Raw genomic sequence first — 24136 nt, 5'->3', positions numbered from 1 at the left:
GACGGCGCCGACCCGGAACCTCCCGCACCGATCGGCCCCTCCACGCTGTGGTACCAATACGAATCCCAGCCGGGTACCGTGGCCCGCGTGAGCACGCAGATCGCCGTCCGGCTCCCCGAGGAGCTCGTCGCCTTCATCGACCGACTGGTGGCCGACGGCCGGGCTCCGTCCCGCGCCGCGGTCGTCAGTCAGGCGCTCCAGCGGGAGCGGCGCCGCGAACTCGCGGCTCGCGACGCGGCCATCTACGCCGCCGCCGCGGGCGACGACGATCTCCAGGCACTCGCCGAGCACACCACCCGCACTCCGCTCGACGACCTCGATTGATGCGGCCCATCCATCTCGCCCAGCTGGACGAGACCCGGCCGGTGCTGGTGCTGACCCGCGAACTCGTGCGCCCGCACCTCTCGCGGGTCACCGTCGCCCCGATCACCAGCACGGTCCGCGGGCTGTCGACCGAGGTTGCCGTCGGACCGGACAACGGCCTGGACAATCCGAGCGTCGTCAGCTGCGACAACGTGGTCACCGTGCCGGCCTCCGTGCTCGGGAGGCAGATCGGCCGACTGCATCCCAAGCAGGAGGTCGCCCTCACCGCAGCGCTGCACGCCGCCTTCGACCTCGAGGACCTGCCGGGTCGTCGGTGAGCCGGTGCTCCCGTGCATGCGGCGCCGGCGCTGGACCAGCTACGGAACGAGGGCTTGCCGACCTGGGATCGGAACCGGCCGAGGCTCGGGCCGTCCGTTCTCGTCGACGCCGAAGACCTCGAGGCGGCCGCGGGCGCGACGTTCCCCCCAAGTGCGGCGTGCGGAGCTCCGCAGAGGCTGTCACGGACGGCGCCGTCCCGGGACCTCCCGCGCCGGGGTGCGCGTCAGTCCGGCAGCGGCGGCCGGTAGGCGTGCGCGCGGTGGGCGACCCGGACGACGAGGACCCGGCGGTCGGTCTCGTCCACCTCGATGAGGACGCGGTAGTCGCCGCGCCGTGCGCTGCGCAGTCCGGACAGCGGGCCGGTCAGCGGCTTGCTGAGGCAGAGCGGGTTGTCCGGCAGGACGGCGGTGATGAACTCGACGACGGCCACAGCCACCTTGTCGGGGAGCTGGCGCAGTTGGCGTCTCGCTGCCGAGGAGACCTCGACGGCTAACGGTCCGGTCACTCAGGAAGCCCGAACTCGGCCCTCAGCTCGTCGCCCGACACGGTGCGCCCCGTCCGCTGCTCACCACGGGCCTCGTCGACATCGGCACGGACGTCGGGCTGGGACAGCCAGAACAGCGTCTCGTGCAGCGAGTCGAGATCGGCCTTGGCCATCAGGACGGCGGCCTCGCGGCCGTGGCGGGTGATCGTGACGATCTCGTGCGTGGTCTCGGCCGCCTCCACCAGCGCGGAGAGCCGGTCCTTGGCCTCACTGAGCGGGATGGACGTCATGACGCCATACTAGCCGGACTTCTGGCCAGAAGTCGCCGCTCACCACTTGACACGCCTCGGCACCCACTCGCCTCCCCCCGCCGCGCCCGGTCACCGTTCCCGACGCCATGGCCGCGCCCGACACCCCGCCCGTCCGGATCAGCGCGCGGGGCCCCGTGCAGGCCACGGTGACCGGGCGGCCGGCACCGGGAGCCGGCGGCCCAACTGGCCGCCGTCGGGCTCTGGGACCCCCTCCGCCACCGGCGCCGGACCGGACACGGCTTCGGTCAGTGACCCTGCCGCGCGGTGGCCGGAGGGAGTGCCCGGGTCACACGGTCCAGTCGGTGTAGTCGGCGAAGCGCGTGGCGATGCCGTCGGACATGCGCCAGACGTGGGCGCATGGCGCGTCGAGGGTCCGGCCCTCGCTGTCCCTGCCGACGAAGCGGCCGGTCACCACGACGTGATCGCCGGCGTCCAGGAACTGGTCGGTCTCCAGGCCCACGACCCCGGGACCACCCCAGTACTGCACGAACGACGTCCACACGTCGTTCACCACGCTCTCGGCACCGTGCCACGTCCCGCTGAACGGCATGCCCCTGCCGTGCTCCGCCCACTCGACGTCCGGAGCCAGGATCTTGCTGGCCGCATCGAACTCCCCTCGGCTGAACGCCTGGTAGGCGTCCTGGAGCGCAGCCACGTCCGACTGTGACATCACGGTCCCCCTTCTCCCGGGCGACCACCGTGCTCCCGTCCGGCCCCGGTCACCAGGGCCATCGGACCTCGCACCGGGGGCCTCCTGCCGGCGCACTGCGCGATCCGCGGACTCTGCACGCTCGCGGCGCCGGACCGACGGGACCACGACGGCGAGCAGGACCCTCGGCACCGGGCCGCCCGCCCTCGTGATCGACGCGCGCTCGCCGGCAGTGGCGACGGCGAGCACCTGACGGAGACGTGCCGCTCGATCACGGCAGGACCGCGTCCCCCTCGTTGCCGATGTGCTCGGTGAGCGTGTCGCGCAGCTCGGCCAGCTCGGCCAGCTCGACGGCCGCGCGCAGCCGGTCCAGCGCCGGTTCGAGGGGGGCGTGGTCGTCCCTGAACTCGGTGAGGTCGACGTGCGGGCCGGCCGAGTCGGGCACCGGGTCGGCGTCGCGGCGGGACCGCACGCGGACCGGGTCGGTGGTGGGCATCGTCTCCTCCTCGGGCCGGGCGTCGGGGCGGTCGCGCGCTCCCCTGCTTGACGCCGGGGAAACGGCGCGGTCGGCTGGCGGGCATGAGCGAGCAGCACGCCGACGGCTGGCACCAGCCGCTGCGGCACATCCGCGCCTCCGACCTCACCGGCGACACCGGGCAGACCAGCGGCATGGACCGGCGGGAGGCGGTATCGGCGAAGACCGTCGGCTCCCAGCGGGTGTGGATGGGCCAGACCCACGTCGCCCCGCGGACGTCGTCCGGCGACCACCACCACGGTGACTCCGAGACCGCCATCCACGTGCTGCGCGGCCACCCGGTGTTCGTCTTCGCGGAGGACGGCCAGGAGGTCCGGCTGGCCACCTCGCCCGGTGACTACGTCTTCGTCCCGCCGCACACGCCGCACCGCGAGGAGAACCCGACCGACGAGGAGGCCGTGGTCGTCATCGCCCGCAGCAGCCAGGAGGCAATCGTGGTGAACCTGCCGGGGCTGACCTGACGCGGGGGCTCAGCCGCCGAGCGCGGTGACCATGTTCATGACGGTGGCCATCTGCGGGCCGCGCTTGGTCGCGTAGTCGACGTCCGCGGGGCCGAGGTAGCCCCACCAGTCCCAGCACCCCTTCGGGTTGCCGAGCAGCGGGTCGGGCCGGGCCTGCGGGTAGAGGACGACGAAGCGGTTGGTGTCGGCGTAGGCGTTGAGGTTGGACTGCTCGACGAACGTGCGGCCGATCTGCTCGGCGGTCTGCTGGCAGCCGTGCAGGGCGACGACGACCGTGCAGGAGGCGCCGCCGGTGCAGGTCGCCGGCGTGTACAGGTAGCCGGTGGCGCCCATGCCGATGGCGGCGGCGCCGGTGCGGGTGACGTCGCCGACGCCGAGGGACGGCGGGACCGCGTACGGGTCCTGGAAGAACTCGGTGACCGTGCCGCGGGGGTTCCCGGTGTTGGGCGCCTTGACCGACCCGAGCATGACCTCGAGCGACTCGGCCTGGGCGTCGTAGGGCGCGCAGTCGTTGATGTAGGGCGCTGCGGTGGCCGCGCAGTCGACCGGCCCGAGCGGGCTGATCCAGCCGTGCCCGGCGTCGACGCCGTCCTGGTAGGTCAGCGGCGTGCCGTAGTGCCGGTAGTAGGCGGCCAGGTCGTCGGCGACCGGGCGCTTCACCGTCGGGTCCTGGCTGCCGTGGAAGAGCCAGGTCGGCATGCTCGCCAGGTTGGCCGTGGGGTCGATCTTGCCGTCGCGCTCGTACTCGGCGGTCTTGGCGTACTGGAGGGACAGGTCGCGCGGCAGGGTGGAGTCCGCGCAGGCGTAGAGGGCGACGGCGACGTTGCCCATGGCGCACCAGTAGGGGCCGGCGGCGTAGACGGCCGCGCCGTCGATCCGGCTGGAGTAGGCCACCTGCAGCTGGTTGGCCATGTAGCCGCCGGAGGAGATGCCGGTGACGTAGGTGCCGTCGATGGCGAGCTCCGGCAGCTCGGCTGCCGGGGCGCCCTGCGCGGCCTGCCCCACGGTGAGGCCAGTGACGGCGAGGACGAAGGCGGTCGCCAGGACGGCGACGCGCCGCCGCAGCCCTGCTCGCGGACGGGGCACGGGTCCTCCAGCTCACTCAGCGTGGCGTGACCTCGCTCACTGTACCGACGGCGCTGCGGACCCGCTCGGTGCGTGCCGGCCGGTGCCATCGCCGGTCACCGGGTGTGCAACGACTCCCGGTACTCGATCCCGCGCGTCTCGGCGGCGACGGCGTCCATCACGTCCAGCACCGGCTCGACGGTGAAGGAGAAGCCGGCGTAGACGGTGGTGAGGTACTCCAGGTCGGCCGGTTCGTCGGTCTCGACGACGGCGTACCCGCCGAACTCACCCAGGCGGACGACGAACTGGTGGAACTCCAGGCTCTTCGGCATCTCCCACCCGGAAGAGATGTCGAGGACCCGCTTCTGCGCGGCCTCGTACTCCGCGACCGAACCGGTCGGCCGCTCCCGCCACGTGACGACGTACTTCATGTCCCTCTCCCCCAGACGTGCGGTGGGTGGCGAGGCTCCCGAGGACCGGCGCGGAGGCGCAAGGACGTCGGCGACCGCGGGTGACGACCTGTCGCCATCTCGACGAGTCGACACGGCGAGTTGACGACCCGAGCCGCTCCGGCACCAGGATCCGGGTCGGACCGACGGGCGCGCCGGAGCCGGAGAGCCCGGGACCGCCGTCCGCCGTCTCGTCCCGGGCGTCCCGGCGCGGTACCCCCGGCCGTGGCCTGCCGTCAGCGAACCTACGGGCATGGACAGCACGGGGTGGGGCAGTCCGCCGGCGCCGGGTCTCCTCACCGGCCGCGAGCCCATCGAGCGAGCGGGCGCATCGCTGCAGGACTTCTGGGCCTGGAGCATGTCGGACCTGCGCACCACCACCGTGCGGTCGCTCCTGACCGAGTTCCTCGTCGCCCGGGCGGTCGGTGCCGCGACCAGGCCGCGGGTCGAGTGGGATGCGTACGACGTCCTGACCCCGGACGGCGCTCGGCTGGAGGTCACGTCGGGCGCCTACCTGCAGTCGTGGCCGCAGTCGCGGCTGTCGACCATCCAGTTCGGCGGCCTCAGCGCCCGCACCTGGTCGGAGTCCGACGGCTGCAGCGCGGCGGGCTCGTACAACGCGGACGCCTACGTCTTCGCCGTCCTGACCGCCGCGGAGCACGACCGGTACGACGCGCTGGACGTCGAGCAGTGGTCCTTCTGGGTCCTCCCCCGGCACACCGTCGCCGCGACACGGCAGCGCACGATGCGCCTGTCCCGGGTGGAGGTGCTCGCCGGACCGGCGGTCGGCTACACCGACCTGGCGGAGCGGATCCGCGAGGTCGTCAAGGGTGATCGGTCGTGACGGCGGCCGACGCCGAGCAGGTGCTGGAGCGGTTGTCGTCCCTCCGCCAGCACCAGCAGGACGGACGGCGCTCCCCGCACAAGCCGCTGCTGGTCCTTCTGGCGCTGGGCCGGCTCGCGGCGCGCGGGTCGAGCGCACTGCCCTGGTCGGAGACCGAGGAGGAGCTCGCCGACCTGCTGCGGGACTTCGGGCCGACGTCGAGGACCTCACGTGCGCAGAGCGCCGCCTACCCGTTCACCCGCCTGCGCGCGGACGGCGTCTGGACCCTCGACCGTGACGTCCCGATGGACAACGTCGGCCCGCTCCGAGACGGCGTGACCGGACGGCTGGAGGCCTCTCTCGAAACGGCGCTGCGGGCCCGGCCGGACCTCCTGGGCACGGTCGCCCGCGGGCTGGTCGAGAGCCACTTCCCGGGGACGGTGGCGCCGGACGTGCTGGTCGCCGTCGGCCTGGACCCGGAACTGCTGGAAGGCCGCTCCACCGGTGCGGCTCCCGGAGCGCGGCGGCGCAGCGGCGCCTGGCCCGCCCGGGTCATCGAGGCGTGGGACCGGCAGTGCGCCTTCTGCGGCTTCGACGGCGCCGCCGGCGGGGCCGTGGTCGGCATCGAGGCGGCACACGTCCGCTGGTTCACGCTGGGCGGTCCGGACGACCTGGACAACGGCCTCGCCCTCTGCTCGCTGCACCACAAGCTGTTCGACCGCGGGATGCTCGGTCTGGACGACGACCTCGCCGTGGTCGTCTCCCGGCGCTTCTCCGCCCGCACTCCGCAGGGCCGCGCGGTGTACGACCTGCACGGCCGGCCGCTGCGGCCGCGGCCCGGCACCCCCCCGCCCGCCGAGCGGCACGTCCTGTGGCACCGCGAGCAGGTCTTCCAGGGGATGGCGCTGGCCGGGTGACTACGACACCTAGATCGAAGCGTCACCCGTCCGCCGAATAGGGACACGCACGCCGTCACATGCGTGCATTCGGCGTCGATTCTTCAGAACGCAACCCGTTCACCTGAAGCCCATAGTCTAGTGAACGTCCGTAGTGTGTCAGCATGCGGTGCCGGGTCGCCTCGAGATGACCGCGGAACGCAGCCCAACCTCCTGCCGAGGCTCCTCGACATGAACGTTCTGGGGATGGAGCCTCACACGAGGTTGACGATTACACCACCGGAGAAGACCGAGTCGTGCAGTTCGATCGACACAGGCGTCATGCCGGCCGGCACGTCGAAGATGACCTTGGTGGCAAGGCTGTTACCCGGGTTGATCTCCTCATAGAGCCATTCGGCATCCTCGAGGTAGATCGCCGCCTCGCTGTCCGCCGAGAACTTCTGACCTTCGGCATTGAACAGGCTGCAGTTCTCGCCGGAGAAAGATTGCGGACCATCACCGATGTTGGTGACGGCCAGGTCGACGATGCAGAAGACCCCTTGCGCCTTCGTGTTGAGGTACTGGTCGCCGAGTTGGGTTCGGCCACAGTCGACACCGTTGACGACGAAACTGAAGTCGCCATCGGCGGCCGGCTGCCCGATGCCTGTTCGAGTCGGTGGTGCGGCTTGCGGTGGAGCAACGTCGTTGGACGGCTCAGCCACCTCAGGCTCACCTGTGACAGCCTCGGCAGGTTGGGGGTCAGTAGACGACTGGCCGCTGACGGCCTCCCCGGAGTCCGCCGGAGCAGTCGGGTGCGGACTGCCGTCGCTCAGTGCGGAAGCCAGCAGAAGCACACCGATGACGGTGGCCGCCACGAGAAACCACATCCGCTTGTGCAGGGGCGTCTGCCGTGGCGACGAATACGGCCCAGGACCCTGTGGGTAGTAGGGACCGTACGGCGGAGGCTGCGTCACGTCAGTCCTCTCCTGCGCTGGCGGGCGCCACAGTTGATGAGCCGGATGCTCAGTCCCCCATGAGAGGGAACCGACGGCTCACTCTCGCAAGATCCACAAGGTCGCGAAGTTCTCCCGCCGACTACGTGACTCGAACGAGTGGTCCTCCGCTTTCGTCCGCGGGCCCAGCGCTTGTGTCCCGTCCATTGGCTTGGACATCCGCCCAAGCGCTACTGGTACAGCCGTTGACCGACTCGCGAGATCGGTCGCCTCGAACAGGATCGACGTCTGTCTCCGTGCGTCGCAGAAGGCACAGCGAGACCGTACGGTTACGTTCAACTCATGGGGGACGTGCCCACCGGGCTGTACGAGCACCTGGTCACCGATCGGCTCAGCAAGGGCCTCGCAGCCACCCCCGCCGACCTCGTCCAGTTCGGCGGGCTCGATCCGGCCGACGCGCACGAGACGCTGACCCGGCACGTTGCCGATCTCGCCGGTCGGGCGCTGCGGGCCGCCGGTGGTGGCGACGCGGCTGCTGTCAGCCGGCAGGTCGAGCTGGCCAACCGCATCGTCGCTGCCATCACCGCCGTGGCCCCCGACAGCGTCGAGCATGACGCCGCCGTCCCCGATCCCGCCCGCACCCTGCTGGCGGTCGCCCCGCCGAGCGGCGTCCCCGGGCCCGTGGCGTTCCCCGAGCGGCCGGCCGTCCCGCTCTCGACGAGCGCCCTGCTGGTCAACGGCCGCGGCCAGCCGAGGATCGGCTACGAGGTCACCCGCGAGATGGCGTCGGCCGACCGCGTCGACCTGCTGTGCGCCTTCGTCAAGTGGCACGGCCTGCGCGTCCTCGAGGACGCGCTCACCGATTTCCGCGAGCGCGGTGCCCGGCTGCGGGTCATCACGACCACCTACATGGGCGCCACTGACCAGCGCGCGCTTGACCGCCTCGTCGAGCTCGGCGCCGAGGTCAAGGTCTCCTACGAGACCCGGACGACGCGGCTGCACGCCAAGGCGTGGTTGTTCCACCGGGGCACCGGCATGTCGACGGCGTACGTCGGCAGCTCGAATCTCTCCCGCGCGGCGCTGCTCGACGGACTGGAGTGGAACGTACGGCTGTCCAACGTCGAGCAGTCGCACCTGCTGACGACGTTCGCCGAGACCTTCGACAGCTACTGGGTCGACCCGTCGTTCGAGGACTACCTGCCGAGCCGGGACGGCGACCGGCTGCGGGTGGCGCTCAGCGCGGAGCGCGGCGGCCCGACGGACCTGCCCATCGAGATCGCGACGCTCGACGTCCGCCCGTTCGGCTACCAGCAGGAGATCCTCGACGAGCTGCAGGCCGAGCGGGAGGTCCACGACCGCTGGCGCAACCTCGTGGTGATGGCGACCGGCACCGGCAAGACGGTGGTTTCCGCGCTCGACTACCGGCGGCTGCGCTCGGCCGGCACCGTGGAGCGGCTGCTGTTCATCGCCCACCGCGAGGAGCTGCTGACCCAGAGCCTGTCGACGTTCCGGCACGTCCTCCGGCAGGGCGACTTCGGTGAGCTCTTCGTCGGCGGGCAACGGCCGCGGCAGTGGCGGCACGTCTTCGGGTCGGTGCAGTCGCTGACCCAGCTCGACCTGGCCAAGCTCGACCCGGGGCACTTCGACATGGTGATCGTCGACGAGTTCCACCACGCGGAGGCGGCCACTTACCGCCGGCTGCTCGAACACCTCCAGCCGAAGGTCCTGATCGGGCTGACGGCGACACCGGAGCGGACGGACGGCGGCGACGTCCGACGCTGGTTCGACGGCCGGACAGCGGTCGAATTGCGGCTGTGGGAGGCACTGAAGCAAGGGCTGCTCGCGCCGTTCCAGTACTTCGGCATCCACGACGACGTGGCGCTGAACCAGCTGCGGTGGAAGCGCGGCCGCGGATACCACACCACCGAGCTGACCAACGTCTACACCGGCGACGACCACCGCGTCCGGCTGGTCCTGCAGGCGGTGAAGGATAAGGTCGAGGACCCCGGTCGGATGCGAGCCCTCGGGTTCTGCGTCAGCGTTCAGCACGCGCAGTACATGGCCGACCGGTTCACCAGAGCCGGCATCCCGAGCCGCGCGGTGACGGCGACCTCGACTCGCGAAGAGCGGGCCGCCGCACTGGCCGCGCTCCGCGACCGCACGGTCAACGTCCTCTTCACCGTCGACCTGTTCAACGAGGGGCTCGACATCCCGGCCGTCGACACCGTGCTGTTCCTCCGACCCACCGAGAGCGCGACGGTGTTCCTCCAGCAGCTGGGCCGCGGGTTGCGCCTGGCCGAGGACAAGGCCTGCCTGACCGTCCTCGACTTCATCGGCGCCCAGCACAGGGAGTTCCGCTTCGACCTACGGTTCCGCGCGCTGACCGGCAGCTCGCGGCGAGGCGTGCCGCGCGACGTCGAGCAGGGCTTCCCCACCTTGCCGGCCGGCTGCCACATCGAACTCGACCGCATGGCGCAGCGGATCGTCCTCGACAACATCAAGCAGTCGCTGAGCGTGTCGTGGAAGGGTCTGGTGAACGAGGCCACGCGCGAGCAGTCGCCGTCGCTGGCCGACTTCCTCGAGGAGACGGGCATCGAGCTCGAGGACCTCTACCGCGGCAATGGCCGCAGCTGGCTGGACCTCCAGCGGGCAGCCGGCTGGATCGATGACACGCCAGGTCCGGACGACGCCGCGCTCGGTGCCGCGCTGGGCCGGATGTTGCACGCGACGACCTGGAGCGGCTGCAACTCCTCCGGTCGGTCACGGAGCCGGACGCCGCCGAGCGGACCAGTGCGCGACTGCGGCGGCTGGTCGCGATGCTGCACTTCTCGCTGTTCGGCTCGCGGACGCCGTTCAGCAGCGTCGAAGCGTCTCTGGCTCGGCTGCTCGCCAACCGGGGTCGCGCTGAGGAACTGGTCGAGTTGAGCGACGTCATGCACGAGCGGATCCACCGAGTAGCGCGTCCGCTCAGCGAGGCCGGCGACCGACCGCTGCACGTGCATGCGCGCTACAGCCGCGACGAGGCGCTGGCGGCCTTCGGGCTCGAGGACCTCAACGGCACGTGGGGCTCGGGCGTGCGCTGGGTGCCGAGCGACCGCACGGACGTCTTCTTCGTGACCCTGCAGAAGACCGAGGCGCACTTCTCCCCCACCACGATGTACGCCGACCACGCCATCACTCCGACGCTATTCTAGTGGGAGTCGCAGAACGCGACGGCGGAGCGGTCAGCGACCGGGCAGCGCTACGTCAACCATCGGGAGATGGGCACGTCGGTGCACCTGTTCGTCCGCGAGTCCAAGACGGCGGACGGGACGCTCGGTACGGCGCCGTACCTCTACGCCGGGCCGATGACCTACATGTCCCACACCGGCGAGCGCCCGATGCTCATCCTTTGGCAGCTCAACCACGCTCTGCCGGCCGATGTCTTCCACGCCGCGAGGGTCGCCTGAACCCGCCTCATTCACCCAACAAAAATGGTTGACTCGAATGAAGATCGCCTGCCGCATCTTGTCCACTAATTGAGCCAATGCCTTACGGGATCACCCAACGGCACGGCACCACACCACGTTCGAGGGACACGCTACTTGCCAATCGTCGCCGACGACGGATGGTTCGCCGCCCCCAGTGGCGATCGCCAAGAATTCCCGACGAGCGGATGAACCTTCTACAGCCACCAAGCCGCTACGCCTCGGTGGCTGATCTGCTCGAACGACCACGGCCACCGCGTCTATCACGCAACCGCACCCACGCGGAACGGGCGGACTGGACCTGGTCGCGAGCGAATCCCAGTGCGTCGATCAGCAGCGCTTGATCCACCAATTCGACCGCGTCATCGGTACGACCTTCGCGGAGCAGTTCGTCGACCTTCGTCGTTAACGCCTCGTCCACGAGGGCAGGACTTGGGATGGGCATGTGCTCGGCCTCTGAGGGCTCCAGCTCGAGGATCCCTCCGCCGTAGCTGCGACCCACCACCTCCGCTGATGCGAAGGTCACGCTGTTCAGCGCCGCAACGGCAAGTTGCGCAGCGGTGGCATCAAGCCTGCGCAGGGTCACGCGATGGACGGTGTCCGTGCTCGTCGCATCGGTATGGTTGGCGAAAATCCGTGGATACCTGTGGATCTGTCGCAACATAAAACCATCAGGGGAGCCTGTCGAGGGAACGCGCCACCATTCACGGCGGATTCGGCACTTATAGCCCCGGTGAACCTCCTCGGCTTCACCTTCGGCTATGTGTTGCCTCAGGCCGGTGTGGTTCTCCGGCGTCACGTCCGGGGGCACGTCGAGCAGTCGGGTCCGTGCTGCCGTGGCGGCCTGCTCGTCCAGGTCCGCGCTGGTGAACGCGACGCCGGTGAGTTGCGCGCTACGCGAGACCAGCCCCTTGGTGAGCTCGTACAGACCGAGTGCAGCAGCCTCTCCCGCGGTCATGGTGAAGAAGCTGTTCCGGCCCGTCACGACGCCCACGTCGACCGAGGCCCAAGCGCCAACAGTGGTCAGCCGAGGATCCTCGCGCATGCTGCGCAATCCGACGATCTCGTCTGCGGCCAGGTAGTACTTCGTCCACTTCTCACTGTCGTGCAGTGGCGCGACGACCGCCGGAACTGCGCCCAGGTCCAGGTCGCCCAGGTCGGCCGCGTCGTGGACCTCCACGCCACGCATCACGGCTGGGCCCTCCCCGCGCGTTGCCAGCAGGAGCACGACCTCCTGCAAGATGCCGGGGAAGACGAGCTTCCGGAAGGAAATCAAGGTGATCTCCGCACAATTGTCCACCAAGTAGGCGCGCAGGGCCTTTGCATAGCCGACCTGAAGGAGTTCCGCGGGCAGGACGAGGCCGACGCGGCCACCCTCCCTGACCGCGACCACGGACGCCGCGACGAAGGGCATCCAAGCGTTCATCAGCTTCGTGGTCGGTAGCCCCTGTTGGCGCATGAAGCGCAGGGCCCGCTCCCGCTCGGTCTCTGACCAGTTGCCGAAACGGATGTACGGCGGGTTGCCCGCAACACCGTCGCGGCGGCCGTGCTGAGCCTCGTCGAACCAGCGGAAGAAATCGTCCTGGACCACGTCACCGTGCTCACCAGCGCGGCGCGCCTCATCCGGCTCCAGCTCGACACCCAGCACGTCCGCCGGTCCGGCCTCGGCAACGAGGTGGCGAAGTATGACGCCGTCCCCCGCCGCCGGCTCCAGGAGCCGGGGCCCGGCGGCCGCCACCCAGGCCGCCAAGGCCCGGGCGATCGCGTCGGGTGTGTAGTAGCCGCCCCTGAGCTTGTCGACATCTGGCGCGATCTTGCTGGTGAAGCGAGGCATGCGACGAGTATCGGCTGAGGTACCGACAAGTCGCGGCCGCCCACCAGTGCGTGTCTGCGCTCGCTCAGCGCCGCTACCGTGTTGTGCTTCGCGGCGTGGGATTCATCCGCCTCGACAAGGAGGCAGCACGGCAAGAGCTGGCCAGGCTGGTGGAGCAGTACGCCACGCAGCGCGCTTCGTTGGAAGCGGCCGGATCTACGTACCCGGAGGCCCAGGTCAGGCTCGACTACATCGACAAGATGCTGCGCATCCTCGGCTGGGACGTCGACAACGACGAAGGCCTCCCTCACGCGCTCCGGGACGTCGTGGTCGAGCAGACCCTCTCGGAGGAGGGCAGCACCGGCAGGCCCGACTACCGGCTGCGCGTGGACGGTCGGGACCGCCTTCCCTGGGAAGCGAAGAAGCCCTCCGTCCGGCTGCCGCTCAGCCGCGAATCCGCCCACCAGACGCGGACGTACGGGTTCACCCTGCGGCTGCCCGCCGCCGTCCTGACCAACTTCTCCGAGCTCGTCGTCTTCGACACGCTGAACGAGCCCGACGAGTCGCAGGGGACCGACTTCGCCGTGATCCCCGGATGTCGCTTCGCGTACACGGACTACGTGCCGCACTTCGACGACCTCTGGCAACGACTGTCCTACGAATCCGTCGCCGGTGACGACTTCTACTCCGTGTACGAGTACTCGGAACCCCCGCGTGGAGCCTCTCCCTTCGACCGGAGCTTCCTCGAGCACTTCCGTGGCTGGCGCCGTCAGCTGGCCCAGGGAATCGCCGACCGGGATCGTGCACTTCCCGCGGCTCAGGTCGGCCGGCTGACGCAGCGACTCCTGAACGCGCTGCTGTTCCTCCGGGTGTGCGAGGACCGCAACATCAAGCGGTACGAGGACCTGCTGCGATCCTCCGCGGCCCACGCGCTGCCGGAACAGTTCAAGCGGGCGGATGAGGTCTTCAACGCTGGACTGTTCCGGGCGCTCGACGCGGTCGAGGTCGATGCGGACGTGCTCGGCTCGGTCGTCCGGGATCTCTACTGGCCGAACAGCAAGTTCGCCTTCGGCCTCCTGGAGCCCGACACGCTCGCCGCCCTCTACGAGCAGTTCTTGGCCGAACGCATCGAGATCGACGCAGACCGGGTCGTGACGCTGGTCCCGAAGCCCGAGCTGGTGCATGCGGGAGGGGTCGTCCCGACACCGGCGGCCGTGGTGGACAGACTCTTCGACCTGGCCGTGGGCCCGCACCTCGTGGCGGGTGAGCCCGTTCCCGCGGAGTTCACGCTGGCCGACCCGGCCTGCGGCAGCGGCGTGTTCCTCGTCGCAGCCCTCCAGCGCCTCATCTGCCACACGGAGGCCGCCACAGGACCTCTCGACCTGGCAGGTCGCGGACGGTTGGCGCGCACACACGTCTTCGGCGTCGACATCGACGGTGAGGCCGTCGAGGTGGCGAGTCTCAGCCTGCTGCTCGTCGTGCTGGGGGAGGACTTGGTGGACATCACCTCAGCGCACGCGGTGCTGCCCAGCCTCAATCACAACCTGCAGGTCGGCAATGCCGTCGTCGGCCCCGACTTCGACCGGATCGTCCCCGACGCGGCCGCCGTCCCCGAGGTGCGAGCCGCCGTTGCGCCGTTCGACTGGGCACGCGCCTTCCCGGATGTGCACGGGGCCGGCGGCTTCACCTGCATCGTCGGAAACCCGCCGTACATCCGGATCCAGGTGCTCGCCTCGTACATGCCGGATCAGTTGGAGTACTTCCAGGATCCCCGCTCTGGGTGTGCCTCGGCCCAGTCGCACAACTTCGACTTGTACATGATCTTCATCGAGCGATCACTCCGTCTCCTCGCGCCCGACGGCACACTGGCCTTCGTCGTCAAGCACGGCTTCACGTCGTCGGCGGCAGGCAGCCGGCTGCGCGGTGTCCTCGGGAAGAGGCTGCGGCAGCTCGTGCACTTCGGGGTCCAGCAGCTCTTCCCGGGTCGCCTGACCTACACCTGCCTCATCGTCGCCTGCGGCACGGACGAGCCGTCGAACCTGGAGGTGTCGCTGGTCTCCGACGCTCCTGGGTACCTCAGCGGGGATCCGCAGGCCGTCACGCAGGTATCGATCCCCCGCTCGGAGCTGGGAGAGGCCGTCTGGCCGATCGCCGCCTCCGAAAGCGCGTCCGCCTTCGCCGCGATGGAGACCGCGGCCATCGCTCGCCTCGGTGACGAGAACTGGGTGGACATCTTCGTGGGAGTGCAGACCTCCGCGGACGACGTCTTCATGCTGCGGGTCGCAGCGGACGATCCGGCGAGCGAGTGCGTGGATGTGCTGGACGAGGACGGTGTCCGCTGGCCGATCGAGCGAGGGGTGCTGCGCCCCGCGATCCGCGACGTGCCCCTCGCGCCCTACGGCGACCAACCCGACGGCGACTACGTCGCGATCTTCCCCTACGAGGTGGCACAGCCCCGCCCCGGCCACAAGCGCGGGAGGGCCACACCGTTCGACCCCCAGACGATGGCGGCCACATTCCCGAAGGCTCTCGCCTACCTGCGCGCCAAAGAAGGCCGGTTGCGCGCACGGGCTGTGACCCTGGACGAGGCGTTCTGGGCGTACGGACGTACTCAGAGCCTGTGGAGGATGGACGGCCTCAAGATCATCAACCGCACCCTGTCCGTCGTACCGCAGTACGTGCCGGACCGGCTCAATCACGTCGTCCCGGGTGGGGGAAGCGGCCCGTACACGCTGCTCCGCCCGTCACCGCGGTGCCCGATCTCCGTGGAGGTCGTCATCGCACTGCTGTCCCACCCGGCCGTCGACGCCTACGTGGCCGCCCGGGCCCGCGCCTTCCAGGGCGGGTTCGTCGTGCACTCCAAGGAGTCACTGAGGCACGTCCCGATTCCGCCACTCCCTGTTGGAGCGGTGGCCGAACTGGAGCGGAACACCACGGAGCTGCAGACCCTTGAACACCGGCTTCGCGAGGAGAACGACAGCGTGCTCCGGGCGTCGATAATTCAACGCCGAGGCTATCTTGCCTCAGAGAACCGGTCAATCATCACCAAGGCGTACGGCCTGACCGAGGACCAAGTACAAGCTGCCCTCTGATAGCAACTGCCCCCGACGGCCGGTTCCGCCTACCGATATGCGTATAAGGGGTCGAACTCGCGGTCGAGCCAGGTTCTGGCCGCATACGGTCGCAGGTGGAAATCTGACGTTCGAGTCCATCCTCCTCCAGCTGGGCTGGGCGTAAGCCTTTAGGCTTGGTGCCGCAACGCCGCACAACCACCTCGGCTCGCTCATCCAGGAGTGCGTTTATAAGAAGAGTAGTGCGGCGCCTGACTAAGAAGTCGTTGCGGAGGTACGCCAGCGGGGGTTGGCCTCGTCGCGCCACGGCCGCCTCACTTGTGTCACCAGGTGGCGGGGTAAAGAAGGCTGGCCTTTCGCGACGCTTCTACGGCGGCCACCGAGCCCCAAGGGGTGACGTCCCGCGCCGTGGTGTAGCTCGCGGCCGTGAGGAGGGTCTGCGAGTTGGACTATGACGCGATCAGTGCCGGCTGCGCCACCTCCTCGTCGAGTCGGTTGAGGAGGGCCATGGAGCCTTCGGAGAGGTAGCGGCGGTCGGAGACCTGCCATTCGTCGTGGGCCTCGACCAGGATTGCGCCGGCGAGGCGGAGCAGGGCGGCGGGGTTGGGAAAGACGCCGACGACGTCGGTGCGCCGCTTGATCTCCTTGTTCAGCCGTTCCAGTGGGTTGGTCGACCAGATCTTCTTCCAGTGGCCGATCGGGAAGCCGGTGAAGGTCAGCAGGTCGTCTTGGGCCTCCCGCAGCATGGCCTCGACCTGCGGGAACTGGCGGCCGAGCATGCCGGCGATGACGTCGAACTGGGCGTGCACGTGCTCGGCGTCGGGCTGGGCGAAGATCGTGCGGATCGCGGCGGCGACCATCTCGGCGTTGCCCTTGGGCACCCGGGCGAGCACGTTGCGCATGAAGTGCACCCGGCAGCGTTGCCAACTGGCGCCCAGCAGTACCGCGGCGATCGCACTCTTGAGGCCGGTGTGGGCATCGGAGATGACCAGCTGGGTGCCGGCCAGGCCGCGGGCCTTGAGCGAGCGCAGAAAGGCGGTCCAGAAGGCGCCGTCCTCAGAGTCACCGACCGCGAAGCCGAGCACCTCCCGGTGCCCGTCGGCGGCCACCCCGGTGGCGATCACGACGGCCTGGGCGACCACCCGGCGGTTGACCCGCGCCTTGCAGTAAGTCGCGTCCAGGAAGACGTAGGGGAACGCCTGCTCGGCCAGCGAGCGGTCCCGGAAGGCACTGACTTCGGCATCGAGGTCGGCGCAGATCCGGGAGACCTCGGACTTGGAGATGCCGGTGTCGGCGCCCAGCGCGCGGACCAGGTCGTCGACCTTGCGCGTGGAGACGCCGTGCAGATAGGCCTCCATCACCACCGCGAACAGCGCCTGGTCGATCCGGCGGCGGCGTTCCAGCAGCGACGGGAAGAACGAGCCAGCCCGCAGCTTGGGGATCCGCAGCTCCAGATCCCCGGCGGTCGTGGTCAGCGTGCGCGCCCGATGCCCGATGCCCGTTGCGCTGGGCGGTGCGGTTCTCGGTGCGCTCGTGTGGGCTGGCGCCGATCACCGCGGTGAGCTCGGCCTCGATCAACGCCTGATAGAGCGTCTCGGTGGTGGTACGGATGCGGTGTCGACGTCGGCGGCTTTGAGTGCCTCGAGCAGGGCAGACTGGTCCAGGGCCATCGCGTGGCCGTTCTCTGAGTGAACCTTGGCGGGAACACGCAGAACATCCACGCGGTGGTCCCTCGCACGCCAGCACTCGCCGACGAGCTCAGGACCTCCGACCAGCTACACCACTTCTTGGGACGTCACCGCGACCAGCCGACGAACGGCTACTCGCGCAGGTTGCACCGTCGGTGCCGACGCGTGTTTCGGCCAGCCCCTGGCGCGTCGTATCACAACTTTGGATCAACTACCGTCTAATGGGTCCATGGACGCAACCTCCCGCAGGCTGCTCGAAAGCCAGTTTGCTGTACATCAGATCGGTGATCGGTCAGCTAGCGCCGCCATGCTTGCTTGGTTCCTTACTCATGTCGAACGATTGGACCCAGAAGAAGTCCCGTTAGCCATTTGTGACGGCAGCGGGGACAAGGGTATTGATGCTCTGACCGTCAATGACGACCTGAGCGAGGTCACTCTCTATCAAAGCAAGCGAATTGAAAGCTCGACGAAAACGCAAGGCGATAATGACATGAAAAACCTCATGGGCGCTGCCAGATACTTTCTAACGCCGGAAAGTGTGGACGGCCTTCTTGCCAGTCGCCCGAACCTCGAACTGCGACGCCTTCTCCTTAGGCACGAAGTTCGAGACAAAATCGCGCAAGGATATAGGGTACGCCGCCTCGTCTTTGTGTCAAACGCCACACTGGACGCTGCCGGATCGAGTTTCCAGGCAGCCATGGCCGGTCAGGAGCCTGCGTTAGACGTATGGCACGGCGAGCGCGTTGCAGCCGTAGCCGAAAGAGTGGTCCGCGCGGGAGTCAGGCCAGAACACACCACATTGATTGCAGCCACAGCTCCCCTTCTTGACGAGCTCAACGGTCAGGCTAAGCTGGCGGTCGCCCTCGTTCCAGCGACGGAGCTTGTGAAGCTCCCGGGACTTGACGACCTGACGCTCTTCAGCAGGAATGTCCGACTGTCTGCCGGCAATACTCGGATCAATCGGGAGCTGGCCAAGACGGTGGCAGATCCAGGTGAGCATGAGCTGTTTCCCGCATCTCACAACGGGATAACACTCCTTACGCTTGGCCTCAAGGTGCGCGGATCTCGCCTTGGCCTTCAAGGAGTAACCGTTGTGAATGGTTGCCAATCCCTATTGGCCCTTCATCGAGCACGTCAGACACTTACACCTCAACTAAAGTTGTTGGTGAAGGTCATCCAGCTACCCGACCCCAATAGCACATTGAGCGACACGATTACTTACAGGGCAAACAACCAGAATGCGGTGAACATTCGCGATCAGCGTTCAACGGACTCAATTCAGCTGGATCTACAGCGTCACGTCAAGGAGAAGTTTGGGTCCACGTTCGCCTACACGATTAAGGTGGGCGAAAGAGGTTACGCTGACCGCTCGTTAGATAACACCTTGGCCGCGCAGCTCATTATGGCGGCGTATCGGCGCCGCCCTGCAGCTGCCGTAAGAAAAGTTAGACTCTTCGACCAGGATTATCACAGTGTCTTTTCATCTGACATAGACGCCGATAAGCTGTTCTTGCTGAGCTTGATTAGCGAGGCAGTCGAGGTGGCGCGCGATGACCTTCGAGGCGAGCTACGGTCGTCGTTTTCGTCGGTTCGCTTCGTGGTCGTATCCTTGCTCGCCGAGCTACTACTTTTGACGGACGCGGGAGCACGCCTACTCGAGAAGCCTGGGCTATGGCTGCCGAATCAAACGGACAAGGTGCTTAGCTTCCTTACCGAACGAGCCCGTGATGTCGCAAGTAACATCAATGATTACGTCAAGGATGCCGTCGACACGGCTGTCCGAGAGGATGGCGACTTTGATGCCAAGACGGTCTTCATGAGCACCACGGGCATCGCTCCTCTTCGCCGCGAGATCGTTACCTTTTCGCGGCGTCTCCACAGCCGTGATCCCGGCTATTTGTTCGACCTGGCGCCACAGGATGCCTAGTTTCCGGACCACATAGGCATTAGATCCGCGGAGACGACGGACCGCGTGACGCGCTCACTTCGGCGTCGTCAAGTTGCTCCGTCTAGTACAGCCACCGTTTGTGCCGGTGGCGGTCGCCACCCGGCCGGGGCTCGATCCTCGGCCGGGTGGCTGCTATCTCAGCGGTGGCATGAGTGGCGGTCCAGCCGTTGCTGTTTGCCTCTCTTTTCACAGTGGCATTCGGTCGTCGGCGACCGGAACCCCCAAGCGTCGAAGAGGCCGCGGCGGCCCCGCGAGCGCGCCCATACGGGTTTCTGACCGCCGCGTGGCGGCCTCCGCATGCCCCGGCGCGCCGACAGCCGTCGCACACCTCGCCGAAGCCATTGCCTGGTGGATTAACGGCCGAGAAGCTGACCCGCGGGGCGATGCCGCCGGGGCGCCGCCCGAACGGGAGGTGGCATGTACGCCCGATCCACCAGCATCCGCGGCAACCTCAGCAACCTCGACGCCGGCATCGCCTACGTGCGCGACGAGGTGCTGCCGACGATCGGGCAGTCCCCGGGCTGCCTGGGCCTGTCGATGCTCACCAGCCGGGAGGACGGTCGCTGCATCGTCACGACGTCGTGGAGCGACGAGCAGGCGATGCGCGCCACCGCCGAGGACGCCCGCACCCTCCGACACACCGCCTGCAGCACACCGTCGGCGGCGAGCACGCGGACGTCGACGAGTGGGAGATCGCCGTCGTCCACCGGGACCGCCCGGCCGGGGACGGCGCCGGCGCGCAGGTCACCTGGGCCTGCATCCCGACCCACCACGTCGACGACCTGCTCGACGCGTACCGAGACAACCTGATGCCCAGGCTCCGCGAGCTGCCCGGCTTCTGCAGCGTCAGCCTGCTGGTCGACCGGCGCACCGGCCGCACGGTCAGCGTCACCAGCTTCGCGGACCGCGACGCCGCCGGCCTGGTGCGGAAGCACGCCAGGGTCCTGCGCGAGCAGTTCGCCCAGGCCATGGGCGCGAAGGTCGTCGACGTCGCCGAGATGGACCTCGCCCTCGCCCACCTGCGGGCTCCCGAGACGGTCTGACTCGCGGGTCGCTTCACCGACCGCCGACGCCGAGCCTGTTGTCACCGGGCCCCGGCGGGAGAACGATGTGCCGCGCGGCGACGCCGCAGGGGCGCCGCCCGCCATCCGGAAGGAGGGCGGCATGTACGCCCGTTCCACCACCGTCCACGCCGACCCGCAGCGCATCGACGAGGGCATCGCCCACGTCCGCGACCAGGTCATGCCCGCGCTGCAGAGCATGCCGGGCTGCATCGGCCTGTCGATGCTCTGCGACCGCGACAGCGGCCGCTGCATCGTCACGGCCAGCTGGGACTCCGAGGAGGCGATGCGCGCCACCGCCGACAGCGTGCACCAGATGCGCCAGCGCGCCGCGGAGGTGATGGGTGCCCGGGACATCAGCGTCGACGAGTGGGAGATCGCCGTCGTGCACCGGGCGCACAACGCCGGCGACGACGCCTGCGCCCGCGTGACCTGGACCCGCGTCGACCCGGCCCGCATGGAGGAGACCCTCGACGCCGTCCGCACCAGCCTGCTCCCGCGGATGGACGGCGTCCCCGGCTTCTGCAGCCTCAGCCTGATGATCGACCGCGGGACCGGCCGCGGCACGCTCACCGCGGTGTACGACGACCGCGCGGCGATGGAGGCCTCCCGCCAGCAGGTCATGTCCATCCGGGAGGAGTTCAGCCGGCGGTTGGGCATGGAGATCACCGAGGTGGCCGAGTTCGACCTGGCCATCCACCACCTGCGCGTCCCCGAGATGGCCTGAGGACGGCGGCCGGCGCGGGCCACCCCGCGCCGGCCGCCGACGCCCGCGCCTCCGCCGGAAGCCCCCGCCCTGAGCAGGGCTCCCCGGCGTCCCTGTCTTCACCGGGGAGCCGGCCGGCTTCGGGCACCGTCGCCACGTCCGTCACGCTGCGAGAGGCAGGGACACCCTGGCGAACGCCGTGGCGGACGACGTCCCTGGTGGCGCTCCGGGGCTCCCCTTGATGCTGGGCAGCGGCGAAGGGCTCGTGCTTCGCTGCCGTCTCCGAACTGCACGGGCCCCGGCTGAGCCCGCGCCAGGTCTTCCACGACAGACCGCTGCTCCACTGGCGAAGGTGCTCCGCGGAAGCCTGTCGCCGCGGCGCGGACGAGGACGCCGGCATCGAGAGGCTCGCCCAGGACCAGCCGGAGAACGACGACGACTTCGCGGAGATGCCCGAGGACGTCGCCGAGCTGATCGCCGCCGAGGGCACCGCCCTGGTCCGCATCGGGATGCCCCGGGTGCCTCCGGTCGCCGATTGACCCGGGGGTGAGCGGCCACCACCATGGCCGGGATCGACCAGGCCGCCGTCCGGTCTGCCCACCCAGTCGATGACGACGAGGGAACCCATGAGCACCACGGACACGATCCAGATCCCCCACCTCGGTGGCTCGACCATCGGCTACCGGTTCGGCAAGGCCTACGACGCATCGCTCCCGACCCTGGTGATGGTCAACTCGTTCAGCACCTCGGTCGAGCTGTACCGGCCGCAGTTCGCGGACGAGAAGCTCTCCGCCACCGCCAACCTGCTCGCCCTCGAGCCCTACGGGCACGGCCGGACCCGCGCCTCGTACGGGCAGTTCACCTACTGGGACACCGCCATCGCGGGGCTGCAGGTGCTCGACGCGCTCGGCATCTCACAGGCATTCGTGCTGGGCACCTCGCAAGGCGGATGGGTCGCGGCACGCATGGCCATGCTGGCCCCCGGCACCGTCACGGGCATCATCCCGCTCGGTACCTCGATGGACTTCGAGAGCCAGCGCAGTCGCGAGCTGGGGTGCTGGGACGGGATCGAGTTCTGCACGCCCGCCATCGACGCACTCGCCGAGGCTGTCGGCGACGACTGGGTCATCCCGGTCGAGCTCGTCGACGCCGTCCTCGCCGAGGGCTTCGGCGAGGACGTGCCGGCCGACGATCGCGCGTTCTGGCACGAGACGCACCAGGAGAACTACGCCGGCGACGCCGGACGTGAGCGGCTCCGGATCAGCAGCATCAACCTGCGTGACCGGGACGGCCTGCACGGCCGGTTGGACAGCGTGCGGTGCCCGGTCCTGTGGCTGCACGGCACTGCCGACCGCGTCTACTCGGTACCGAACGCCGAGGCCGAGGTCGAGTTGTTCGTCAACAGCGCCGGCGCCGAGCTTCGCGTCGTCGAGGGCGGCCAGCACTTCCTGAGCGCCACGGACCCCGACGAGGTCAACGCCGCGGCGGTCGAGTTCATCAACCGCTGGAGGTAGCGCGAAGCCGGCCGCCGGCTCCTGCCGCCCAGGGACCCGCACGGCGTCCTGCTCGGCCCCGACCTCGTGTGGCGGACCGACCGGTGGCTCGCCGTCCGCAGCGCCAACCGCGACCCCGACTTCCGCAACACCAGGAAGGTCAGCGACGCCGAGCTCGACCTGCAGACAGCTACGAGGTGCCGCTCACCCGCGGCCTGCGCGGCGTGCACCTCCACTCCACCGACCCGGAGACCTAGCGGTTCCTCGAGGAGCTCATCGGCTGAGCCGCAGACCCACGTCGCTGCGACCCGGCTCCCGGGTCGCGCGCAGCACACCGACGTTGAGCCCCGCCCCGGCGACGGCCACCGCCGCGGCCAGCACGAACGGCACGAGGAACCCGCCGGTCGCCTGCGCCAGCGCGCCGCCCAGCGGCGGGCCGCACAGCTGCGCCACCCCGAAGGCCAGAGTGCACCGGCCGAAGGCGCCGGCGAACTCGCGCGGGGTCAACGATTCGGACAGGTGCGCGGCGATCACCGCCGGCAGCCCGGACATCATGGCGCCGAACAGCAGCGCCGAGCCCGAGGCCAGCGGTTCCACGCCCACCGGCACCAGCAGGATGGCCCCGGCCATCACTAGGAAGCCCAGCACCAGCGTGCGCCCCCGGCCCCACCGGTCCGACAGCAGCCCCAGCACCAGGCCGCCCCCGATGAGCGCGACGCCGACCAGCGTGTACACCGCCGACGCGTGGCCCGCGGAGAAACCCGCGTCGTCCTCCAGCGCGGTGACCAGGTAGGTGGTGTAGATCGAGTAGGCGAAGCCGTAGGCCGCGTACCCCCCGGTCAGCCCGACCCAGCCGGGCACCCGGCGCAGCGCCCTGGCGCGGACGGGCTGGGCGTCCAGCCGGTGCGGCGCCGGCCGCAGCAGGACCAGGCAGGCGACCAGGGTCACCACCGCGATGACCGTCTCCACCAGGTAGACGGTGCGCCAGCTGGCGTCGCCGCCCCGCGCGTGCAGCACGGCGGCCAGCGCGCTGGCGACCACGATCCCCGCGCCGATGCCCGACCCGGCCACCCCGATCGCCGCGCCGCGCCGTGAGGGGCGCACCACCGACCCGGCCAGCCCGGGCGCCGGCACCCAGATGAACGCCCCGCCCAGCCCGGTCAGGGTCAGCCCGACGGCGAGCTGCACGGCGCTGCCCGCGACCGTGAGCAGCCCCAGCCCGACGGCGGAGGCGGCCAGGCCGGCCTTGATCGCCGCCGCGGGGCGGATCCGCCGCGACAGCGCGCTGACCGTGAACGTCCCCACCAGGTACGCGGCGACGTTTGCCGTGCCGACCAGCCCGGCCACCGCGTACGAGCCGAGGAGGTCGCGGTCGATCGCCGGCAGCAGCACCGCGTAGGAGAACCGGCCGAACGACTGCGCCACCCCGGAGGCCAGGGCCACGAGCAGCACGAGCACCCGGGGGCGCACCCGGGTCACGAGCCACCGGGCCCGGCGTCCGGCCGGCCGGCCGCAGCCGCCGGCACCGGCAGCGCCCCGACCGGCATCAGGCGGCGCGGACGACGACGCGGCGCGGGAGCGGTCACGCCACCGGATGCTGCCGTGCCGCCCTCCCCGGGTCGACGGCGACCCTGCCGACGCG

At 69.5% G+C, this 24136-nt stretch carries 21 protein-coding genes and 2 pseudogenes; 13 read left to right on the top strand and 10 right to left on the bottom strand.

Annotation, left to right across the window (positions count from 1 at the left end; translation table 11 throughout):
• Positions 1 to 87 precede the first annotated feature (87 nt).
• Positions 88 to 324, top strand: coding sequence for a ribbon-helix-helix domain-containing protein (locus tag CHB98_RS15830; RefSeq protein WP_089306712.1), 237 nt, complete (start codon positions 88 to 90; stop codon positions 322 to 324).
• Positions 324 to 641 (top strand): type II toxin-antitoxin system PemK/MazF family toxin, encoded by a 318-nt coding sequence (locus CHB98_RS15825; protein ID WP_089306565.1) that lies wholly within the window; start codon positions 324 to 326, stop codon positions 639 to 641. Before CHB98_RS15830 ends, CHB98_RS15825 begins: the two co-directional genes overlap by 1 nt.
• Positions 642 to 865: 224 nt before the next feature.
• On the opposite strand, the gene CHB98_RS15820 is transcribed toward CHB98_RS15825, so the two are convergent.
• From CHB98_RS15820 to CHB98_RS15805, 4 genes are all read right to left on the bottom strand, one after another.
• Entirely contained in the window at positions 866 to 1147 is a 282-nt protein-coding gene (locus CHB98_RS15820) for a type II toxin-antitoxin system RelE family toxin (RefSeq protein WP_089306564.1), read from the bottom strand.
• The gene (locus CHB98_RS15815; protein WP_089306563.1) at positions 1144 to 1416 is read right to left on the bottom strand and encodes a type II toxin-antitoxin system Phd/YefM family antitoxin; all 273 of its coding nucleotides are present in this window, start codon (positions 1414 to 1416) and stop codon (positions 1144 to 1146) included. The genes CHB98_RS15820 and CHB98_RS15815 overlap by 4 nt, the downstream gene beginning before the upstream one ends.
• A 307-nt stretch (positions 1417 to 1723) precedes the next feature.
• On the bottom strand, positions 1724 to 2092 hold the full coding sequence (locus CHB98_RS21200) for a nuclear transport factor 2 family protein (RefSeq protein ID WP_179224568.1): 369 nt from the start codon (positions 2090 to 2092) through the stop codon (positions 1724 to 1726).
• A gap of 265 nt (positions 2093 to 2357) precedes the next feature.
• The gene (locus tag CHB98_RS15805; protein WP_089306561.1) at positions 2358 to 2582 is read right to left on the bottom strand and encodes a hypothetical protein; all 225 of its coding nucleotides are present in this window, start codon (positions 2580 to 2582) and stop codon (positions 2358 to 2360) included.
• A gap of 83 nt (positions 2583 to 2665) precedes the next feature.
• Between CHB98_RS15805 and CHB98_RS15800 the strand changes: the two genes are divergently transcribed.
• Positions 2666 to 3082, top strand: a complete 417-nt coding sequence (locus CHB98_RS15800; RefSeq protein ID WP_089306560.1) for a cupin domain-containing protein — start codon at positions 2666 to 2668, stop codon at positions 3080 to 3082.
• A 9-nt stretch (positions 3083 to 3091) separates the two neighbouring features.
• On the opposite strand, the gene CHB98_RS15795 is transcribed toward CHB98_RS15800, so the two are convergent.
• The gene (locus CHB98_RS15795) at positions 3092 to 4168 is read right to left on the bottom strand and encodes an extracellular catalytic domain type 2 short-chain-length polyhydroxyalkanoate depolymerase (RefSeq protein ID WP_089306559.1); all 1077 of its coding nucleotides are present in this window, start codon (positions 4166 to 4168) and stop codon (positions 3092 to 3094) included.
• Positions 4169 to 4263: 95 nt separating this feature from the next.
• Positions 4264 to 4578 (bottom strand): DUF3303 domain-containing protein, encoded by a 315-nt coding sequence (locus tag CHB98_RS15790; protein WP_089306558.1) that lies wholly within the window; start codon positions 4576 to 4578, stop codon positions 4264 to 4266.
• Between the two features lie 271 nt (positions 4579 to 4849).
• Here CHB98_RS15790 and CHB98_RS15785 point away from each other — a divergent pair, with 271 nt between their 5' ends.
• Positions 4850 to 5440: a hypothetical protein gene (locus tag CHB98_RS15785; RefSeq protein WP_143425111.1), complete on the top strand. Its 591-nt coding sequence runs from the start codon at positions 4850 to 4852 to the stop codon at positions 5438 to 5440.
• Positions 5437 to 6336, top strand: coding sequence for a phosphorothioated DNA-binding restriction endonuclease (locus tag CHB98_RS15780; RefSeq protein ID WP_089306556.1), 900 nt, complete (start codon positions 5437 to 5439; stop codon positions 6334 to 6336). The genes CHB98_RS15785 and CHB98_RS15780 overlap by 4 nt, the downstream gene beginning before the upstream one ends.
• A gap of 233 nt (positions 6337 to 6569) precedes the next feature.
• On the opposite strand, the gene CHB98_RS15775 is transcribed toward CHB98_RS15780, so the two are convergent.
• Positions 6570 to 7169 carry a DUF4352 domain-containing protein gene (locus CHB98_RS15775; protein ID WP_179224566.1) on the bottom strand — a complete coding sequence of 200 codons (600 nt, stop codon included), beginning with the start codon at positions 7167 to 7169 and terminating at the stop codon, positions 6570 to 6572.
• 420 nt (positions 7170 to 7589) lie between these two features.
• On the opposite strand from CHB98_RS15775, the gene CHB98_RS15770 reads away from it, so the two are divergent.
• From CHB98_RS15770 to CHB98_RS23115, 3 genes and pseudogenes are all read left to right on the top strand, one after another.
• Positions 7590 to 10172: a DEAD/DEAH box helicase gene (locus CHB98_RS15770; protein ID WP_218822389.1), complete on the top strand. Its 2583-nt coding sequence runs from the start codon at positions 7590 to 7592 to the stop codon at positions 10170 to 10172.
• Complete coding sequence (locus CHB98_RS23120; RefSeq protein WP_483866707.1) at positions 10169 to 10441, top strand: hypothetical protein; 273 nt, start codon at positions 10169 to 10171, stop codon at positions 10439 to 10441. The genes CHB98_RS15770 and CHB98_RS23120 overlap by 4 nt, the downstream gene beginning before the upstream one ends.
• Positions 10442 to 10501: 60 nt before the next feature.
• Positions 10502 to 10696 (top strand): annotated as a pseudogene (locus CHB98_RS23115) (hypothetical protein); the annotation flags it as partial.
• A gap of 232 nt (positions 10697 to 10928) precedes the next feature.
• Here the strand turns inward: CHB98_RS23115 and CHB98_RS15765 are convergent.
• Positions 10929 to 12548, bottom strand: coding sequence for an N-6 DNA methylase (locus CHB98_RS15765; RefSeq protein ID WP_089306554.1), 1620 nt, complete (start codon positions 12546 to 12548; stop codon positions 10929 to 10931).
• A gap of 95 nt (positions 12549 to 12643) precedes the next feature.
• On the opposite strand from CHB98_RS15765, the gene CHB98_RS15760 reads away from it, so the two are divergent.
• Positions 12644 to 15619, top strand: a complete 2976-nt coding sequence (locus tag CHB98_RS15760) for an Eco57I restriction-modification methylase domain-containing protein (protein WP_089306553.1) — start codon at positions 12644 to 12646, stop codon at positions 15617 to 15619.
• Between the two features lie 428 nt (positions 15620 to 16047).
• On the opposite strand, the pseudogene CHB98_RS15755 reads toward CHB98_RS15760, so the two are convergent.
• Positions 16048 to 17268 (bottom strand): annotated as a pseudogene (locus tag CHB98_RS15755) (IS256 family transposase).
• A gap of 247 nt (positions 17269 to 17515) precedes the next feature.
• Here CHB98_RS15755 and CHB98_RS15750 point away from each other — a divergent pair.
• The 4 genes from CHB98_RS15750 to CHB98_RS15735 all read left to right on the top strand — a co-directional run bounded on the left by CHB98_RS15750 (position 17516) and on the right by CHB98_RS15735 (position 22515).
• Positions 17516 to 19213 (top strand): AIPR family protein, encoded by a 1698-nt coding sequence (locus tag CHB98_RS15750; protein WP_089306552.1) that lies wholly within the window; start codon positions 17516 to 17518, stop codon positions 19211 to 19213.
• A gap of 602 nt (positions 19214 to 19815) precedes the next feature.
• Complete coding sequence (locus tag CHB98_RS15745) at positions 19816 to 20277, top strand: hypothetical protein (RefSeq protein WP_245821218.1); 462 nt, start codon at positions 19816 to 19818, stop codon at positions 20275 to 20277.
• A 121-nt stretch (positions 20278 to 20398) separates the two neighbouring features.
• Entirely contained in the window at positions 20399 to 21022 is a 624-nt protein-coding gene (locus tag CHB98_RS15740) for an antibiotic biosynthesis monooxygenase (RefSeq protein ID WP_089306711.1), read from the top strand.
• Positions 21023 to 21627: 605 nt separating this feature from the next.
• Positions 21628 to 22515, top strand: a complete 888-nt coding sequence (locus CHB98_RS15735; RefSeq protein ID WP_089306551.1) for an alpha/beta fold hydrolase — start codon at positions 21628 to 21630, stop codon at positions 22513 to 22515.
• 252 nt (positions 22516 to 22767) lie between these two features.
• On the opposite strand, the gene CHB98_RS15730 is transcribed toward CHB98_RS15735, so the two are convergent.
• Positions 22768 to 23973 carry an MFS transporter gene (locus tag CHB98_RS15730; protein ID WP_179224564.1) on the bottom strand — a complete coding sequence of 402 codons (1206 nt, stop codon included), beginning with the start codon at positions 23971 to 23973 and terminating at the stop codon, positions 22768 to 22770.
• Between the last annotated feature and the right edge of the window lie 163 nt (positions 23974 to 24136).

It is taken from the genome of Geodermatophilus pulveris (genome assembly GCF_900188375.1).
Lineage (GTDB): Bacteria > Actinomycetota > Actinomycetes > Mycobacteriales > Geodermatophilaceae > Geodermatophilus > Geodermatophilus pulveris.
The sequence above is the reverse complement of the archived record's forward strand: the minus strand, read 5'-3'. Positions and strand labels throughout refer to the sequence as shown.

What these genes read in the sequence shown, in the direction of transcription:
- CHB98_RS15825 (WP_089306565.1), top strand. Translation starts at nt 324, where the DNA reads ATGCGGCCCATCCATCTCGCCCAGCTGGACGAGACCCGGCCGGTGCTG.
- CHB98_RS15815 (WP_089306563.1), bottom strand. Translation starts at nt 1,416, where the DNA reads ATGACGTCCATCCCGCTCAGTGAGGCCAAGGACCGGCTCTCCGCGCTG.
- CHB98_RS15805 (WP_089306561.1), bottom strand. Translation starts at nt 2,582, where the DNA reads ATGCCCACCACCGACCCGGTCCGCGTGCGGTCCCGCCGCGACGCCGAC.
- CHB98_RS15800 (WP_089306560.1), top strand. Translation starts at nt 2,666, where the DNA reads ATGAGCGAGCAGCACGCCGACGGCTGGCACCAGCCGCTGCGGCACATC.
- CHB98_RS15790 (WP_089306558.1), bottom strand. Translation starts at nt 4,578, where the DNA reads ATGAAGTACGTCGTCACGTGGCGGGAGCGGCCGACCGGTTCGGTCGCG.
- CHB98_RS15785 (WP_143425111.1), top strand. Translation starts at nt 4,850, where the DNA reads ATGGACAGCACGGGGTGGGGCAGTCCGCCGGCGCCGGGTCTCCTCACC.
- CHB98_RS15770 (WP_218822389.1), top strand. Translation starts at nt 7,590, where the DNA reads ATGGGGGACGTGCCCACCGGGCTGTACGAGCACCTGGTCACCGATCGG.
- CHB98_RS15765 (WP_089306554.1), bottom strand. Translation starts at nt 12,548, where the DNA reads ATGCCTCGCTTCACCAGCAAGATCGCGCCAGATGTCGACAAGCTCAGG.
- CHB98_RS15750 (WP_089306552.1), top strand. Translation starts at nt 17,516, where the DNA reads ATGGACGCAACCTCCCGCAGGCTGCTCGAAAGCCAGTTTGCTGTACAT.
- CHB98_RS15740 (WP_089306711.1), top strand. Translation starts at nt 20,399, where the DNA reads ATGTACGCCCGTTCCACCACCGTCCACGCCGACCCGCAGCGCATCGAC.
- CHB98_RS15735 (WP_089306551.1), top strand. Translation starts at nt 21,628, where the DNA reads ATGAGCACCACGGACACGATCCAGATCCCCCACCTCGGTGGCTCGACC.